The sequence below is a fragment of the Thermococcus sp. genome (assembly GCF_027011145.1).
Classification (GTDB): Archaea; Methanobacteriota_B; Thermococci; order Thermococcales; family Thermococcaceae; genus Thermococcus.
The window spans coordinates 63,667-78,819 of sequence record NZ_JALVAO010000015.1 but is presented as its reverse complement, the minus strand read 5'-3'; the positions used below and the strand labels follow the sequence as shown (position 1 = coordinate 78,819).

At 52.2% G+C, this 15,153-nt stretch carries 22 protein-coding genes; 9 read left to right on the top strand and 13 right to left on the bottom strand.

Annotated features, from left to right (window positions below; all coding sequences use genetic code 11):
* Positions 1 to 46: 46 nt before the first annotated feature.
* The gene (eno, locus tag MVG27_RS01530) at positions 47 to 1,339 is read right to left on the bottom strand and encodes a phosphopyruvate hydratase (protein WP_297548144.1); all 1,293 of its coding nucleotides are present in this window, start codon (positions 1,337 to 1,339) and stop codon (positions 47 to 49) included.
* Positions 1,340 to 1,421: 82 nt separating this feature from the next.
* On the opposite strand from eno, the gene MVG27_RS01525 reads away from it, so the two are divergent.
* The 3 genes from MVG27_RS01525 to MVG27_RS01515 all read left to right on the top strand — a co-directional run bounded on the left by MVG27_RS01525 (position 1,422) and on the right by MVG27_RS01515 (position 2,767).
* Positions 1,422 to 1,733 (top strand): hypothetical protein, encoded by a 312-nt coding sequence (locus MVG27_RS01525; RefSeq protein WP_297548145.1) that lies wholly within the window; start codon positions 1,422 to 1,424, stop codon positions 1,731 to 1,733.
* 81 nt (positions 1,734 to 1,814) lie between these two features.
* Positions 1,815 to 2,486, top strand: a complete 672-nt coding sequence (gene deoC, locus MVG27_RS01520) for a deoxyribose-phosphate aldolase (RefSeq protein ID WP_297548146.1) — start codon at positions 1,815 to 1,817, stop codon at positions 2,484 to 2,486.
* Positions 2,483 to 2,767: a family 4B encapsulin nanocompartment shell protein gene (locus MVG27_RS01515; RefSeq protein ID WP_297548147.1), complete on the top strand. Its 285-nt coding sequence runs from the start codon at positions 2,483 to 2,485 to the stop codon at positions 2,765 to 2,767. Before deoC ends, MVG27_RS01515 begins: the two co-directional genes overlap by 4 nt.
* Here the strand turns inward: MVG27_RS01515 and MVG27_RS01510 are convergent.
* Positions 2,764 to 3,363 carry an ECF transporter S component gene (locus tag MVG27_RS01510; RefSeq protein ID WP_297548148.1) on the bottom strand — a complete coding sequence of 200 codons (600 nt, stop codon included), beginning with the start codon at positions 3,361 to 3,363 and terminating at the stop codon, positions 2,764 to 2,766. The two genes, MVG27_RS01515 and MVG27_RS01510, sit on opposite strands and share 4 nt — an antisense overlap.
* Before the next feature lie 40 nt (positions 3,364 to 3,403).
* Complete coding sequence (locus MVG27_RS01505; protein ID WP_297548175.1) at positions 3,404 to 4,741, bottom strand: ornithine aminotransferase; 1,338 nt, start codon at positions 4,739 to 4,741, stop codon at positions 3,404 to 3,406.
* A gap of 174 nt (positions 4,742 to 4,915) precedes the next feature.
* Here MVG27_RS01505 and MVG27_RS01500 point away from each other — a divergent pair, with 174 nt between their 5' ends.
* On the top strand, positions 4,916 to 5,212 hold the full coding sequence (locus tag MVG27_RS01500) for a hypothetical protein (RefSeq protein ID WP_297548149.1): 297 nt from the start codon (positions 4,916 to 4,918) through the stop codon (positions 5,210 to 5,212).
* Positions 5,213 to 5,360: 148 nt separating this feature from the next.
* Here MVG27_RS01500 and trxB read toward each other — a convergent pair whose 3' ends face one another.
* From trxB to MVG27_RS01485, 3 genes are all read right to left on the bottom strand, one after another.
* The gene (gene trxB, locus MVG27_RS01495) at positions 5,361 to 6,353 is read right to left on the bottom strand and encodes a thioredoxin-disulfide reductase (RefSeq protein WP_297548177.1); all 993 of its coding nucleotides are present in this window, start codon (positions 6,351 to 6,353) and stop codon (positions 5,361 to 5,363) included.
* A gap of 76 nt (positions 6,354 to 6,429) precedes the next feature.
* Complete coding sequence (locus tag MVG27_RS01490; RefSeq protein WP_297548150.1) at positions 6,430 to 6,963, bottom strand: metal-dependent hydrolase; 534 nt, start codon at positions 6,961 to 6,963, stop codon at positions 6,430 to 6,432.
* Between the two features lies 1 nt (position 6,964).
* Positions 6,965 to 8,161 (bottom strand): ATP-binding protein, encoded by a 1,197-nt coding sequence (locus tag MVG27_RS01485; protein WP_297548179.1) that lies wholly within the window; start codon positions 8,159 to 8,161, stop codon positions 6,965 to 6,967.
* A gap of 60 nt (positions 8,162 to 8,221) precedes the next feature.
* On the opposite strand from MVG27_RS01485, the gene MVG27_RS01480 reads away from it, so the two are divergent.
* The 3 genes from MVG27_RS01480 to MVG27_RS01470 are packed head-to-tail and all read left to right on the top strand — an operon-like array spanning position 8,222 to position 9,701.
* Entirely contained in the window at positions 8,222 to 8,704 is a 483-nt protein-coding gene (locus MVG27_RS01480; RefSeq protein WP_297548151.1) for a THUMP domain-containing protein, read from the top strand.
* A gap of 48 nt (positions 8,705 to 8,752) precedes the next feature.
* Entirely contained in the window at positions 8,753 to 9,232 is a 480-nt protein-coding gene (locus MVG27_RS01475; RefSeq protein WP_297548153.1) for a ferritin family protein, read from the top strand.
* A 1-nt stretch (position 9,233) separates the two neighbouring features.
* Positions 9,234 to 9,701 (top strand): ferritin family protein, encoded by a 468-nt coding sequence (locus MVG27_RS01470; RefSeq protein WP_297548155.1) that lies wholly within the window; start codon positions 9,234 to 9,236, stop codon positions 9,699 to 9,701.
* 144 nt (positions 9,702 to 9,845) lie between these two features.
* Here MVG27_RS01470 and MVG27_RS01465 read toward each other — a convergent pair whose 3' ends face one another.
* A complete protein-coding gene (locus MVG27_RS01465; protein WP_297548157.1) occupies positions 9,846 to 10,268 on the bottom strand; it encodes a helix-turn-helix domain-containing protein in 423 nt (140 codons plus the stop codon).
* 142 nt (positions 10,269 to 10,410) lie between these two features.
* Between MVG27_RS01465 and MVG27_RS01460 the strand changes: the two genes are divergently transcribed.
* Together MVG27_RS01460 and MVG27_RS01455 are read left to right on the top strand one after the other, a co-directional pair.
* Positions 10,411 to 10,611, top strand: a complete 201-nt coding sequence (locus MVG27_RS01460; RefSeq protein ID WP_297548159.1) for a hypothetical protein — start codon at positions 10,411 to 10,413, stop codon at positions 10,609 to 10,611.
* Positions 10,608 to 10,784 (top strand): hypothetical protein, encoded by a 177-nt coding sequence (locus MVG27_RS01455; protein ID WP_297548161.1) that lies wholly within the window; start codon positions 10,608 to 10,610, stop codon positions 10,782 to 10,784. Before MVG27_RS01460 ends, MVG27_RS01455 begins: the two co-directional genes overlap by 4 nt.
* 14 nt (positions 10,785 to 10,798) lie before the next feature.
* Here MVG27_RS01455 and MVG27_RS01450 read toward each other — a convergent pair whose 3' ends face one another.
* From MVG27_RS01450 to MVG27_RS01425, 6 genes are all read right to left on the bottom strand, one after another.
* Positions 10,799 to 11,239 (bottom strand): 4Fe-4S dicluster domain-containing protein, encoded by a 441-nt coding sequence (locus tag MVG27_RS01450; RefSeq protein ID WP_297548163.1) that lies wholly within the window; start codon positions 11,237 to 11,239, stop codon positions 10,799 to 10,801.
* Positions 11,236 to 12,228 (bottom strand): respiratory chain complex I subunit 1 family protein, encoded by a 993-nt coding sequence (locus tag MVG27_RS01445; RefSeq protein WP_297548165.1) that lies wholly within the window; start codon positions 12,226 to 12,228, stop codon positions 11,236 to 11,238. The genes MVG27_RS01450 and MVG27_RS01445 overlap by 4 nt, the downstream gene beginning before the upstream one ends.
* Positions 12,229 to 12,233: 5 nt before the next feature.
* Positions 12,234 to 13,511: a nickel-dependent hydrogenase large subunit gene (locus MVG27_RS01440; protein WP_297548168.1), complete on the bottom strand. Its 1,278-nt coding sequence runs from the start codon at positions 13,509 to 13,511 to the stop codon at positions 12,234 to 12,236.
* A complete protein-coding gene (locus MVG27_RS01435) occupies positions 13,508 to 14,074 on the bottom strand; it encodes an NADH-quinone oxidoreductase subunit C (RefSeq protein WP_297548170.1) in 567 nt (188 codons plus the stop codon). The genes MVG27_RS01440 and MVG27_RS01435 overlap by 4 nt, the downstream gene beginning before the upstream one ends.
* On the bottom strand, positions 14,071 to 14,592 hold the full coding sequence (locus tag MVG27_RS01430; RefSeq protein ID WP_297555983.1) for an NADH-quinone oxidoreductase subunit B family protein: 522 nt from the start codon (positions 14,590 to 14,592) through the stop codon (positions 14,071 to 14,073). Before MVG27_RS01430 ends, MVG27_RS01435 begins: the two co-directional genes overlap by 4 nt.
* Before the next feature lie 212 nt (positions 14,593 to 14,804).
* Positions 14,805 to 15,152, bottom strand: a complete 348-nt coding sequence (locus tag MVG27_RS01425; RefSeq protein ID WP_297467287.1) for a hydrogenase — start codon at positions 15,150 to 15,152, stop codon at positions 14,805 to 14,807.
* Position 15,153 lies beyond the last annotated feature (1 nt).

Genomic DNA, 15,153 nt, shown 5'->3' with positions numbered 1-15,153 from the left:
AATTAGAAAAAGGGAATTAAAAACCCAACTGGACGGATTTGGAGAATCAGAGGAAGGGGTTGCGGAACTTCTTGCCCGGGTAGTGGGCGATTCCCTCAAGCTCCTCCTCAATCCTTATAAGCTGGTTGTACTTCGCGTTCCTGTCCATCCTGGCGGGAGCGCCGGTCTTTATCTGGCCCGTGTTGAGCGCAACGGCAAGGTCCGCTATGAAGGTGTCGTCGGTCTCTCCAGAGCGGTGGGAAACCACAACTCCATAGCCGGCCCTGAAGGCGGTGTAGGCGGCATCTATGGCCTCACTCAGCGTTCCAATCTGGTTGACCTTGAGCAGGAGAGCGTTGGCCGCTCCGAGCTCTATGCCCTTCCTTATCCTCTTCGGGTTCGTGACGAATATGTCATCGCCGACTATCTGTATTTTCTTTCCGAGCTCCCTGGTTATCTCGACGAAGCCCTCCCAGTCCTCTTCGTGGAACGGGTCTTCAATGGAAACTATCGGGTAGTTCGATACAAGCTCCCTGTAGAGCTCGAGGAGCTCTCCCCTGTCGTATTCTCTACCCGCAACAACGTACTTGCCGAGCTTTTCGTCAAAGAACTCGCTGGAAGCCGGGTCAAGGGCAAAGGCAATCTCGTCGCCGACCTTGTAGCCGGTCTCCTCTATGGCCTCCGTGAGCAAATCCAGAGCTTCGCTTGGCTCTTTGAGCGGTGGGGCAAAGCCACCCTCGTCGCCAACGTTGACGGCGTTCTTTCCGTATTTCTCAGCTATAACCTTCTTGAGGGTGTGGTAGGTCTCGCTCACCCACCTTATGCCCTCGCGGAAGCTCTTGGCTCCGACGGGCATTATCATGAATTCCTGGAAGTCGAGCTCGTTGCCCGCGTGAACACCACCGTTGATGACGTTGCTCATCGGAACCGGCATGATGTAGGCGTTGGTCCCTCCGATGTACTGGTAGAGTGGTAAACCCAAAGCGTTCGCTGCTGCCCTTGCGACCGCTAAGGAAACGCCTAGGATAGCGTTTGCTCCGAGGTTGCTCTTGTTCTCGGTTCCGTCGAGCTCTATCATGAGGGTATCAATGTCCCTCTGCCACGTGACGTCCATGCCTATAATCTCGGGGGCAATAATCTTGTTGACGTTTTCCACTGCCCTTCTAACGCCCTTTCCGTGGTAGCGCTTTCCACCGTCGCGGAGCTCCACCGCTTCGTGGGTTCCAGTTGAAGCTCCACTCGGAACCGCTGCTCGCCCCATGCTAACCGGCGTGTAGACCTCAACCTCAACGGTGGGGTTTCCCCTGCTGTCGAGGATTTCCCTAGCTATAACGGCTGTAATCTCGAACGGGTTCTCCATGCTAATCACCTCGGGTGATATTCTTTTTCCTCAAATATAAACTTGGCGATGGGCTTTTAAACTGCCAAGGGAAGGCCCTTCCATGGACTGGAAAAGGAAGCTCCGCGAGGAGGGTTACATCGAGCTGGACGGCCTGAGAATCGAACTGAGTCTCGACAACACGTTCCTTGACATAGACTACATCCCGAGGGTTCTCGTTTACGCGGAGGAAACCGGCAGGTGGCACGTGCTGAGGAATCCGATTCCGAAGGGGAAAACACTTGAAGAGGGCTGGGATAACGCGGTTGAGGTTCTTGACGCCATAGCGCGGGGAGAAGTTAAGCCCGATTTGGGCGAGCCTAGTGTTGAGATGCGTCTTGTGAACGTTCTTAGAAAGTTGAATGGGCGTCCTTGAGAGTTCTTCCCGTTCTCTGCTTCTTCTGGGGGAGAAAACGCTAAATATCTCTTCTTATCTATCTAGCGTTAGGTGGTTGTGATGAACGCCCGAGAGATTGCGCGCTACATTGATCACACAAACCTGAAGCCCTACGCCACAAAGGAGGACATAATCAAGCTCTGCGATGAGGCGATAAAGTATAACTTCTATGCCGTCTGTGTAAATCCCTATCGCGTCAAGCTCGCCAAAGACTACCTGCGCGAGAAAAAGGCCGACGTTAAGGTCGCCAGCGTCATAGGTTTCCCCCTTGGGGCAACGCCAACGGAAGTTAAAGTCTTTGAAGCCAAGAGGGCCCTTGAGGACGGTGCCGATGAACTCGACATGGTCATCAACATAGGTGCCCTTAAGGATAGGGACTATGACTACGTTAAGAGGGACATAGCGGAGGTTGTAAAGGTCGCCCACGAGAAGGGAGCGAAGGTCAAGGTTATCATCGAGACCTGCTATTTGACCGAGGAGGAGAAGGTCAAGGCCTGCGAGCTGGCTAAAGAAGCTGGAGCCGACTTCGTAAAGACATCAACTGGCTTCGGCACCGGCGGTGCAACTGTGGAGGACGTCAGGCTGATGAGGAAGGTCGTCGGTGAGGAGATGGGCGTCAAAGCCGCCGGGGGAATAAGGACCTATGAGCAGGCTCTGGCCATGATTGAGGCCGGTGCAACCAGGATTGGGACTTCCAGCGGTGTAAAGATTGTGGAAGGTGCCCCCAAATGAAAGAGGTTAGGGAGGTAATTCTCAGGGCCATAGAGGAGTTAAAGGGAGATGGAATGAACCCCGACATAATGCTCGCCGGCCCGGGGTTCATAGAGCATGCGAGAGACTTTATAGCCCAGCTCGGGCTTAAGATTTACCGCATTGAGGAACTTGGCTACGATGCTGTCATAGCGGATTCGACCTATCTGGGTCAGATGAAAAAGGCCTCCCGCAGAATCTCAGTAGAGCCCTTCCTCGAGGAAAAGAGTGTCTGGGAAGAAATAGAGAAATTGGAAATCTAGATGAGGTTTTCTATTCCTGGATACATCTTCTTTATGAGCTTCGCTAGTCCCGTTCCCACTATTATCCCCGTGACGGCCTGAACGAGGTTTCCCGGGAGTTCTGCATAGGCGTTCGTGAAACCGAAGGCGTAGTATTCAAAGAAGAAGTAGCCTGAGACCATTAAGATTCCACCTATGGTTCCGGCAACCACGAGACCCGGTGTTCCTTCGAGCCTTTTGGCGAGATAGCCGACGGTCAATCCTTCAATTCCCTTGACCACAAGGGTTATCGGCGCCCAGCTGGGGTGCCCGGAGATTACGTCTCCTAAGGCTGAACCTATCCCACCTGCAAACGCCCCAACGACTGGCCCGAAGAGCATAGAGACAAACATTACCATCGTATCGCCCAAGTTAAGATATCCACCCGTTGACGGAACGGGTGTTGTTATCGCTACTGTTGCTACTGCGACAAGGGCAGTTGAAATTCCAGTTACTGCAATAACATCGAGGATTCTGAGTTTTTTTCTGTTCTTCCAGAGATATGCCACAAAAATGATCAATGCAATCGCGATAGTATGAGGTACAAACCTTGAAAGTTCCGCGAGCATCGGTTTCATTCAACCACCGGAGTAAAAATGGGAGAAGGGGTTAAAAACCTCACTTGAGGGAAGCCTTGAGGGCCTCTTCGAATATCTCCATAGCGACGTCTATCTCTTCTTTCGTCACGATGAGTGGCGGTATAAAGCGTATACTGTTGTCTCCACATCCGAGGAGAACCAATCCGCGCTTGGCTGACTCCTTGATAATTCTATCCCTCAGTTCTGGATACTTCTCCTTGGTTTCCTTGCTCTTGACGATTTCAACGGCCTGGGCAAGTCCCAATCCGCGGGCATCGCCGATGACCTCGTACTTCTCCTTAAGCTCCTCAAGGTACTTGTGGAGGTAGTCCCCAACCTCTTGGACGTGCGGGAGGAGTTCCTTGACTATCTCGACGACCTCGATTCCAGCGGCTATGGCAACTGGGTTACCTCCGAAGGTCGTGGCGTGCCTTCCGGGCTTGTCGAAGGTTATGTCTTTCCTGTGGATAACTCCAGCCAAAGGAAGTCCACCGCCTATGGCCTTACCGAACTGTATGAGGTCCGGCTCAACGCCAAAGTGCTCGATGGCCCAGAACTTACCGGTTCTTCCGACACCCATCTGAACCTCGTCGTCCGCTAAAAGAATTCCATACTCATCGGCGAACTTCTTGAGGGCCTTGAAGAAGCCCTTCGGCGGGACAACGTAGCCACCTTCACCCTGTATCGGCTCGAAGAATATCGCGCCAATCTCGTGCGGTGGGACGTGCCTGAAGACGTACTCCTCGATGAAGTCCAGAACGCGGTTAGTCAGCTCGTCGGGTTCTTCATAACCGTCGATTCCCCAGGTGTTCCTGTAGGGGTTCGGATACGGGATGTGGGTAACTCCCGGCATCGTCGGGAAGAACCTGTCCTGCTGGACCCACTTGCTCGCTGTGAGGCTAAGCACCGCCTGTGTCCTTCCGTGGAAGGCGTGGTAAAACGCTAAAAACTGCTTTCTACCTGTTCCGTACTTGACGAGCTTCATAGCCGCTTCATTTGCCTCGGCACCGCTGTTGCTGTAGACCACTTTCCTCTCCATGTCTCCGGGGGCGAGCTCTATGAGCTTTTCGGCCAGAACGACAGCGTTCTCGTAGAAGAAGTCCGTCAGGGAGTAGTGGGTGAACTTCTCGGCCTGCTTCTTTATTGCCTCAACCACGCGCGGGTGGGAGTGTCCGACGTTTATAACACCGACACCGCTCGCGAAGTCATAAAAAACGTTCCCGTCAACGTCGTAGACCCTTATCCCTTCACCGCGCTCGATGACTATGGGCAGGTTCTCTGGGTCTTGGGTTGTGGTTGCTAGATACTTGAAGTTCCTCTCGATAATCTCCTTCGCCTTTGGTCCGGGAAGTTCCTTAACGTTTGGCCTTATCACCATGTGAATCACCGGCCGAAGCTCAACGTCCGACTATATAACCCTATGCTCAATAATGAACATCTTTGACCGAAAGTTTTTCGAGAATTTTCGGTGAAGGCTGAACCCTGAAGGTTCTGGGAAGATAGAAGGGGCAAGGTTAATAAACTCATATTAGTGCACTACTTCGGTGGTTGCGTGGTGAAAACCCGGAACGGCAAGGAGTTCGGCAAGACTTTCGCAGTAACGACCTTTGTGGGTCTGTTCTTTGGGACAGTTGTTGAGTCTCTCCTTGAGGAAGAAAGCCTTTTGGATGGCCTGTGGCTGTTTCTGAAGGTTTTGCCGTGGGGAATTCTGATGATTTTTCTGGTGTCCTTAACTCTGGACAAGAGCCTCCTGTTTGAGGACGATGAACATGATGGCGGAGACGTGCTGGAAGAGGAAACATTTCCTCTTTTTGATTGCTGTCCTGACAATTACACTAACAGGGAGTAATACCCTCGATTTAATCTAACATTCCTCAGGCATCTAATGGAATAACTCTGTTTCAATCAAACCCCGCGAGCCCTATGTACTCGGGGATTCCAGCAAAATCGTCCACCTAACGGAAGAAGAACTAAAGAAGAGGCTAAAGAAATACTAATCACTCCCCGTTCTTCTCCGCCCACTTTTCGAGGAACTCCTTGGCGGAGTTTGCAGCGATAGCTCCCTGGCCGACAGCCACAGCTATCTGCTTGAAGACGTTGGTTATGTCTCCGGCCGCAAATATTCCCGGAACCTTGGTGCGCATGTGCATGTCAACGGGGATGTAGCCGTAGTCGTCGGTTATGCCGAGGTGTTTGACGAAGTCCGTCTTCGGCTCGTAGCCGATGAAGATGAAGACGCCGTCAACTTTCATCTCCCACTCCTCGCCTGTCTTGACGTTCTTCAATTTGACGGCTTCAACCCTGTCCTTCCCGATTATCTCAGTAACCACCGTGTCGAGTATGGCCGGAATCCCGCTCTCCTTGAACCTGTCCTGGAGTATCTTGTCGGCCCTGAACTTCTGCCTCCTGTGAACGAGGGTCACATCGACCCCTATGCTCTTCAGATAGAGCGCCTCCTGAAGGGCGGTGTTACCTCCTCCAACGACGATGACCTTCTTGCCCTTGAAGAGCGGGCCGTCGCAGGTGGCACAGTATGAAACGCCCTTTCCGGTCAGCTCCTCCTCTCCGGGAACCTTGAGCTTCCTCGGTGAGGCCCCGACCGCTATGATAATCGTCTTCCCGCGGTACTCCTTGCCGTTCTTGGTTTTAACCGTGAACTTGCACGGGCCCTCGTAGTAGGCGCACTCGGCCGGGTCAATCCTCTCGACCTCGTCAAAGACTATATCCACGCCCAGCCTTTTCACGTGCTCGTGCATCCTGTTGGTCAGCTCCGAACCGCTGATTCCCTCGGGGAAGCCGGGGTAGTTCTCGATGAGGTCGGTTAACGCCATGTTTCCGCCCAGGTCCTTGCTGATAATCAGCGTTTCTAACCCGAAGCGCGCCGCGTATATCGCCGCAGTGAAGCCAGCCGGTCCTGCTCCAATGATGAGAACGTCCCAGAGTTTCTTTTCATACTCGCCACCGCGTGAAAATCCTCCGAGGCTGAACATTTCCCTCACCTCCAGGCTTTCCTAACGTTGCCTATTTAAAAGGCTTGTTCCACAAAAATGGGTAGAATTGGGCAGGTCATACGAGCTTGACCGAGCGGTCGAGGATTAGGTGGAGGGTATATCCAAGGAACGCGCTCAAACCTACGAAGAGGCCCTCGCCCGTGCTGAGCCTGAAACCGTACTCTACAAGGAGAAAGGCGAGCAGGCCGTAGATTCCCGCGAAGAGCAGTGAGTGAACAATCCCCCTGTGCCTCGGCATTATCGCGGTGAACAGGTACCAGGCGATTAGACCGGCTATTGCCCCCAGGGTCCACGAAACGACGGGATTGAGCCACGCCGGGTTCAGGTTTATGAGCTCCCTGCTCCAGAGGAAGACGGCGCTTCCGACCGCGACGCTTACTATGGGTTTCGTTCCCCTGTGTATCAGGGCATCTGGATGGTCCATGTCTGGTAAATCGCTCCCGAGGACATAAAAGGGATAACCTATGACGAGTGCCATCGCCGTTGGTTCGAGGGGTAGCTTGGCGTACACCCTGAGTAGCTCGCCTATGAGCACGGCCAGGGGATAGGTCACTATTCCGCTGAGCACATGAACATCGTAGTTCGGCAACTCACTCACCCTTCAGCTTCTCGGCTTCGCCTTCCTCTAAAAACTTCCTCACGTAGTCTGGAACCTTGTAGTTGCCCTTGGGGTCCCCGACGAGAAAGCCGAGCCTTATCAGCTCGTTTAAACTCTCGTAAACCTGCATTCCGGGCTTTTTGACGGCTTTGGCCACCTGAATGTAGCTCACGGGCCCGCCGTTGAACTCAAAAACGATGGCCTCAACCAAATCCTTGTACTCCTTTGGAATCCTTGTGAGGTACTCCTCAAGGCTCTTGGGCTCCTCAAGGATTGTCGTCACCACGTAGTCGTCAATGGGGTCGAACTTGTGTTTCGCCGACTCGCTCAGGACGTAGTGGAGCAAGCGAAGTATCTGCCTCGGGTTTCCCTTGCCGAGCTGGTGAATGAGCCTTATCGCTTCCTCAGTGAACGGATACAGCGGGTCGTCGGTGTCCCTTATGCGAACGCGGTTTAGCCTCTTCTTTACGAGCTCAAAGGTCTCATCTAAACTCATCGGCCTCAACTTGAACTCGTAGTGGAGGCGCATGAAGAAGGCCGGGAAAATCTTGGTGTATTCCTCATAGGCCTCGGGAATGCAGGCGAAGGCCACTATACAGCCCTTCGGCATCGTGCTTATGAAGTGCCTCAGCATCTCAAAGAACTGAATCTTCTCGTGCTCCCTCGCGCTCTGCATGTTCTCAAGCTCGTCAAGGAGAAGGGCGCAGTAGGGGTATTTGCTCATCTGCTCGACCAAAAGCTCCGCTATGTCCCTGCTCTTATACTCCTTGGTGTCGCTGAGCATTTTCTCAAGTCTGTCTATGAAGCCGAGTTTTCGCGAGAGGTTTTCGAGGAAGATGTTCGTCCTGCTCTTCGGGGGTTTCAGGGCATAGAAGATGTCCCTTGTGAGCTTGAGTATATCGTTCGTGTCGACCTTCACGTATATTGCCTTTCCCCGGTTCTCTTCGATGGCCTTTGCGAGGCTCTTGAGCCTCTGGGTTTTGCCCATCCCTAGGGGTCCGACTATGCTCAGCGCTATCGAGCTTTTGTTCCCGATTACCTCGGAAACTATCATCTGCAGGCGCATGTCAACTTCCTGATAGACGTGAATGCTCTCGACATCGCTTATTCCCTCGCTGGCGAGCTGTTCAAAGGGATTCGCGGACAGACCGTAAACCTCGTATGACTGGTAAAGCTTAAGACCCTCCATTTCACCCACCGAATTGTTTAAGGCCTTTTGATATAAAAACCTGTTCATCGGTGAGCGGAAATGATTCTCCTCGTGACAACACGACCTGGAAGAGAGGGGGACGCGATACTCGAACTTGAGTGGGCCCTGGAAAAGGTCCGCGTTAAGGGGACCGACTGGAGGGGAGTTCTCCTGGCCGAAACGCCCCTCTCAAAGGAGGAAGCCCTTGATAGACTTAGAAACTTTGAAACCCAGGCGATTCAGAGGGTGGTTCCCCTTGATGAACTCGTGCCCGCAAAGCCTGAGGAGATTGAAAAAGCCGTACTCGAGCTGGGCAAGAGAATAGACGGAACGTTCGCCGTCCGGGCAAAGGTTAGGGGAAACAGGGGGCTCTCACAGAGAAAACTTGAGGTCGAGCTCGGTTCGCTTTTGGTGGAGCGCTACGGCCTGAAGGTGAACCTCGGTGAGCCCGATTACCTGGTTCTAGTGGAGGTCCTTGGTAAAAGGGCTGGGATTGGAGTCCTGAGAAGAAACGAAGTTCTCAGGTTTGAGGTTGTTGATTAGCGAGGAAAGCTTAATTAGGTGAACCGGCAAACCGAATTGGGGGTTAATATGCTCGAAGTCGAGGAAATCATCGAGCAACTGAAGAGGCTGAACTACGAGGAGGCGTTGGCTTACTGGATAGCGAGCGAGCGGGAAGAGGCGGAATTCTACTGCCAGCTTGCCGAACGCGCCAGAAACCTTGGCCTTCCCGAGAGCCTTGTCGAAACCTTTGAGAAGCTTTCACGGGATTCTGAGAAGCATGCAAAAGAACTCACCAAGGAGTTTAGGACGTCCTTTGGGAGGGAACCGTCCACTGATATTCCCCCTCTTGAGGTTCTTCCTGTTTTGACGAAGCTTGAGAGGGCCGACCAGGTTAGAGAAGTTATTGAAACGGCCATGGAGAGCGAGCTTATAGCGATGAACGCTTACAAGGCACTCGCCGAGAAGGTTGAGGATGAAAGACTCAAGAAACTCTATCTCACGCTTGCCGACGTTGAAAGGGGCCATTACGAGGCCCTCAAGAGGGAATACGAAAAGCTGGGTGGTTGATATGGTGGTTGAGCTAATTGAACAAATTAGAAACCTTACCGAAAGGGAGCTTTTGAGTTACTGGATCAAGGGTGAATACGAGGAAGCTGAGACCTATTGGAGGCTTGCCGAGAGGGCCAAAGAACTCGGACTCCCCGAGGAGGTCGTCCAGACGTTCAGAAGGTTGGGTGATGAGTCCAAGAGGCACGGCGATGAGCTCTACGAAATATATCGTGAGCAGTACGGCGATGAGCTCGTTGATGTCAACGTCGCTAGCCTTGAGGCTACCCATGTCCTCGGAAAGTTCTGGAAAGTGGAGGATCTGCCCGACGTTCTGCAAAACGCGATGGAGGCCGAAAAACTCGCCGAGACTATCTATAGAAAACTTGCCGAGGAATGTAGCAGGGAAGAGGTTAAGGAAATCTATCTCCGCTTGGCAGACATCGAGAGGGGTCATTACGAAGCTCTGAGGAGACTCTTGGAGAAATAAACTCAAGAGCTGACTGTAGACCTTTAAATTTTCACCCTTCCAGAATTTGAAGAATAAACTAAATCCTCGGCGTTCTTATCTTTGGGTAGCCTTAAAGAACTCGTTTTTGATCTGTGAAAAATAAAAGTGGGACGTGGAGTAAATTCAAGATTTTGAAAAATCTTCCAGAAGTTTTAGTATGGCCTTAGCAAGTTCTTCAAACTCCCTAACGTCTTTGAGGATTTTTTCGTTTTTATTAGGGGTTTGCTCGAGTAGTTTTCTCAATGGAACCACATACTCCTTCAGTATCCTCTCCGGGAACATTAGGAGTCTGTTAAATGCGCTCCGTGCGTGGTAGAGCTTTTTCTTTCCAACCTTTGTTGAGTAAACGAGGCCATCGTGTTCGAGCAACCTTAAAGCAGTGGAAACCGTTGATTTTCCAAGTCCTGTTTCTCTCGCCAGCTCTGTTATCGTCTTCGGCTTTTCTGAAAAGAGCAACTGGGCATATATCCTGGCGGGGGCGGGAGGATAGCCAAAGCTTTCGAGGATCTTTTCAACGTAGAACTTTGGGCTTTCTTCACTCTCCATATTTCCAAATACTGTTCCAATCGTTTTAATCTTTTCGGTTGGACATATTGTTCAGTTTAAACTGAACAAACGATATTTACCAAAAAACTTAAATATTATGAACATTATATGAACATTGAAAAGATCGTGAGGAGGTGATTTCATGGCGAAACTCGTTGCAAACATGAACGTTGAAATAGCCGACGAGGTCCTCGGGAAGATGGCCGAGGCCTTTGGAGGCGGTGCAGGAAAAGGAGTTTCCGAGGTTGTAATGGAGATAAGGGACGTCGGCGGAAAGCTTATCATAAAGGCTACACCCGCGGAGGACAACGTCGTGGTCGGTGGAAGCGGGGGAGGAGAATGAGCTCCCTCTCCTTAACCCTTGTCCTTTTTATCGACGATGAGCTCGTGGCTGGAGAGCTTTTTAAATACGGTGAGTGTGTTATCGTTTTCACTCAAATCGGACGCAATAAAGTTGTGGCGTTCTCCGAAAGAACAGGCAAAATCCTTGGAAGGGGAACAATTAATTGGAATTAAAGTAAAGAGAAAATCTAAGACCCTTTTTTAGCTGTGTTTTTCTCAGCTTTGGCCTTCTCCTTGGCCTTCTTCTTTTCCTCGAGCTTCTTCCTTATCTCCTCGATTTTTTCCTCCTTCAGAGGGATGAACTTGTCGTCGTGGTTGTCGTAGCTCGCCAGGAGGAAGTCCCTGCTCATCTGGAGCGCTCCGGTCGGGCAGACGTCAACGCATTGCCCACAGTAAACGCATCTCGCCGTCCATAGGGCCACTTTCCTGATGTCCGGTAAATAGACGAAGACTCCAGCCGGACAGACGGTAACGCACATTCTACAACCGACGCACTTGTCAACGTTGTACTTCAACTGCCCCCTGAAGTTCTCTGGAACGGGCACAGGTTCTGTCTTTGGAAAGAGGTTGGTCGCGGGCTTCCTGACGAGGTTCCTGAGCACCGTTGGGACGAGGATTGGCGCCCTCACATTATCACCTCCATCGCTATGAGGAGTGACCCTATGAGGGAAGCGAGGAAGACGTTCTTCCAGAGGAAGTCCACAGCTTGAGTTATCTTCAGCCTTCCCGTCACCGCTCTAAAGACGCTCTCGACGACGAATAGGAGTACAAAGACCTTGAGCGTGTGGAATAGCAGGTTCACTATATCCGCCGAGAGGCCGGTGAGATTGAAATAGCCAGCTATCCCCCAAGGGAAGAATATCGCCACGACGAGGGAAGCGGCAATGTAGGCCTTTAGTGCTTTCGTCAGCTTGAGTAGAGCCAAGTACCTCCCGCTGTATTCAACCAAAAGCCCCTCGGCTATCTCTTCCTCGGCATCGGGTATGTTGAAGAACCCGACCTCAATCTCACTCGCCAGCCAGACGCAGAAGACGTAGAGCAGTATTATCGCCCCAACGAAGCTCATTGGAGTTCCAATCTCCCAGATGTTGTGGACGTAAAAGATTCCCATGCTGAAGGGCTTTGGAACGCCGAGCTTCCCGAGGCGCCACATTATGGCGAAGATTGCCAGCATCATAGCCGGCTCCCTAGACACCATTATCGTCGCTTCCCTGGCCGCTCCTATCTTCGCGTACGGATTGCCGGAGCTTATTGCTCCGACTATCTTGAAGAAGCTTATGAGTGCCAGAAGGTATATGAAGACTATAACGTCGCCCTTGCTCGCTAAAATAGGCGTAAAGCCCATCGGAGTGTAAGCTAAGAGCGCTATAGCCGTAGCTAGGGCCATAACGGGTGCAAGTCTAAACATGTAGTTGGCCGTGTTGGGTATTATTGTTTCCTTGCTGAGGAGCTTGAGGAAGTCGTAGAATGGCTGTATCAGCGGTGGACCAACGCGCCTCTGCATTCTGGCCACAAGCTTCCTGTCTATTCCCTCCCAGAGGAGCGATGCGAGTGAGACGAAGCCATAAAGCCCGAGCAAACCCGCGATTGGATAAACGATTTCTCCTACAACGTCCATATTCATCACCTCGAACAGCTCGCTCCTATTGGAGTGGGGTCGCCTTTGATATCGGGGTTTATCTCGCGCGTCTTCCTGATGGATTCCTTGAGGAGGTCCTTCTCGGTTAAGATTCTCTTCTTGCCGTTCTGTATCACCGCGACTCTGTCGGTACAGCTCAGGCAGGGGTCTATTGATGCCACAGCGACCACAAAATCAGCTACCTGGTCGCCTTTAACTCCTTCAGCCACCGCGAAGAGGTTGGGGAAGGTCGGCTCCCTTGGTTTCCAGCGAAGTGGCTTGTCGCTACCCTTCTTTCCGCGGACGTAGTGGACTAGCTCTCCCCTTGGGGCTTCATACCTGCCTATTCCCTCGCCATCAACGAGGAGCTTCAGCTTGGCAACGAGTATGTTGTCCTTGGGAAAGGTCTTTATCTTCCCGTCCGGCATAGCATCGAGGGCATTCTCGATGAGTTCTAAGCTCTGCCACAGCTCGCCTATCCTAACCGCCATTCTGTCGAACACATCGCCCCTCGGCCTCTCTCCTGTAACGTCCTGGGGCATAACCGGCTTTATTCCGAGGTCAGGATAAACGCCGAGCCTTTCACTCCATCTCGCGTCGTCCCTGATTCCGCTTCCCCTTCCCGTTGGACCCACTGCTCCTTGCTCTATCGCGACGCGCTTGCTTATTATTGCGGTATCCCTGAAACGTGCTTCTATCGTCGGGTCGTGGAGAAACGCATCCTCTATCTGTGGAAAGACTTCCTTGTAGTATTTTATCATGTCGAGGATTATTCTCTTCCGCTTCTCGTCTATGTCCCTCCTGACGCCCCCAATGGTCACCATCGAGTAGTTGACGCGGTTTCCTGCAACCGCTTCAAGCGTGTCCATTACCTTTTCTCTGGCCAGCCATGTAAGGTGGAGCAGTGTGTCGTAGCCTATGTCATGAGCCAGAACACCGAGGTTGAGGAGGTGCGAGTGGATTCTCTCCAGCTCGCCGATGATGACTCGAATATACTCGGCCCTCTCCGGGACCTCTATTCCTCCCGCCTCTTCAACGGCCCTCGTGTAGGTGTGGTTGTGCGAAAAACTGCAGATTCCACACATTCTCTCTGCCAGATACATTATCTGGACGTAGTTCCTCCTGAGAGCTATCCACTGGATTCCACGAAGGTTGTAACCGAGCTTGACGTCAACGTCAACTATCCTCTCGCCGTCAAGGGTGAGTATGAACTTCTCGGGCTCCTCCAAACCAGGGTGAATGGGACCGAAGGGTATCTTCACCCAGTACTCGACTTTGGTCATTTCTTCGCACCTCCCTTCAGATAGTAAGGGTGCCCCGCGTTGTGAACCATCTCCTCTGGAACACCCTTGTCGTCTAAGCGGAGAGGATAGATTCCCTCCGGGAAGTCGTCCGGTAAAAAGAGCCTCCTCTTGTCTGGAGCGTTTTCAAAGTCTATGCCGACCATCTCCATTCCTTCTCTCTCAAACTGGAGGGCTATCGGAAAGACCTCGCTGATGTCCGGAATTACCGGGTCGTCCTTCGGCGCATGTACATCAACGAGCAGGGAAACCGCCGGTGAATCGTCGTAGTAAATCACAACGTGACTGAGGAAGCCCAGCTCATCTCCCCAGTCCTGCTCGATGCCTATCGAGTAGTGGGCCTCGCCGTCGAGTTCTTTGATGAATCTCATCAGCTCGCGGTACTTTTCCCTGGGAATCCTCACCCAGACCCGCTGTCTTCCCCACTTGTTGGTCTTTACCTGAACTTCCGCCTCTGGAAAGCGCTCCGCTATGGCCCTCGCAACCTTTTCTGCCTTGGTGGGTTCTTTAACTCCACTTACCTCGTTAGCGGGATTATCATTCATTTCTCACTCACCTCCGGGGCATTGCCCTTCAGGATTTTAGCCAGCTTCTCCAGTGCCAAAACGACCCCGTGGAGTATCGCCTCTGGTCTCGGGGGACAGCCGGGGACGTAAACGTCAACCGGAATGACGTTATCAAGAGGTGCGTTGGTGAATGGACTTTCATAGAAGACGCTTCCACCGGTGGGACATGAGCCGACGGCTATGACTATCTTTGGCTCCGGTGTTTGCTCGTAGACCAGTTTAAGCCTCTCAAGGCTCTGGTTGGTTACCGGCCCGGTGACGAGGAGTATATCAGCGTGCCTCGGACTGCCAACGAGCTTTACACCGAAGCGCTCGGCATCGTAGCGGGGCGTTAAAGCCGCTATAATCTCTATATCACAGCCGTTGCACGAGCCGGTGTTAACGTGGAAAACCCAGGGGGATTTGCCTATGTAACGGCACAGCTGGGCGATTCTCTTCTCAAGCCTCTCGCGTTCCGATGAGTTTGAACTACTTTTAGCAGGAACTTTTATGCTCACTCTCTCACCCCCAGAGCCCTTTGCTCCGCAAGCGCCGTTCTCACTATCGTTCGAACGTCCTTGACGGATCGCGGAAAAGCATTTTCATACTTAAAACGGTCTTTTTTCCAGTTGGGGTAACCTCTACCGGCTCTGTTTTCACTGTTCGCGCGTTTAGTCCGCCCTTCGGGCGGGAAGTGAGAGCGAACCTCATAGGTCTGCTTCATCCATGTTCACCCCCAGATTAGGAGAACTCCCATGACGAAGGCCGTGACTATGACGAGGTAGCTCACGTAGTCTGTGAGGAGACCCGTATGGTCGGCCTTGAGTACCGTAAAGAAGCGCTTTAGGGCGTAAGTTAGGCCCCACATGACGTTCTTTCCTGTATAGTAGCCCTCAAGATGCTCAAAGCCCGGGATAACCTTTTCCGGGTCCTCACCGCTGATGAATATCTTTGTTCCATCTCCCGTTTCCCTGGTTCCCATTCCTCTCTTCCTCGCCCAAAGGTCGAGGAGGTAGGCAAGGATTAGGCCAACGATGAAAACGAGGACGAAGTAGAGGGCATCCCAATAGCCGAACATT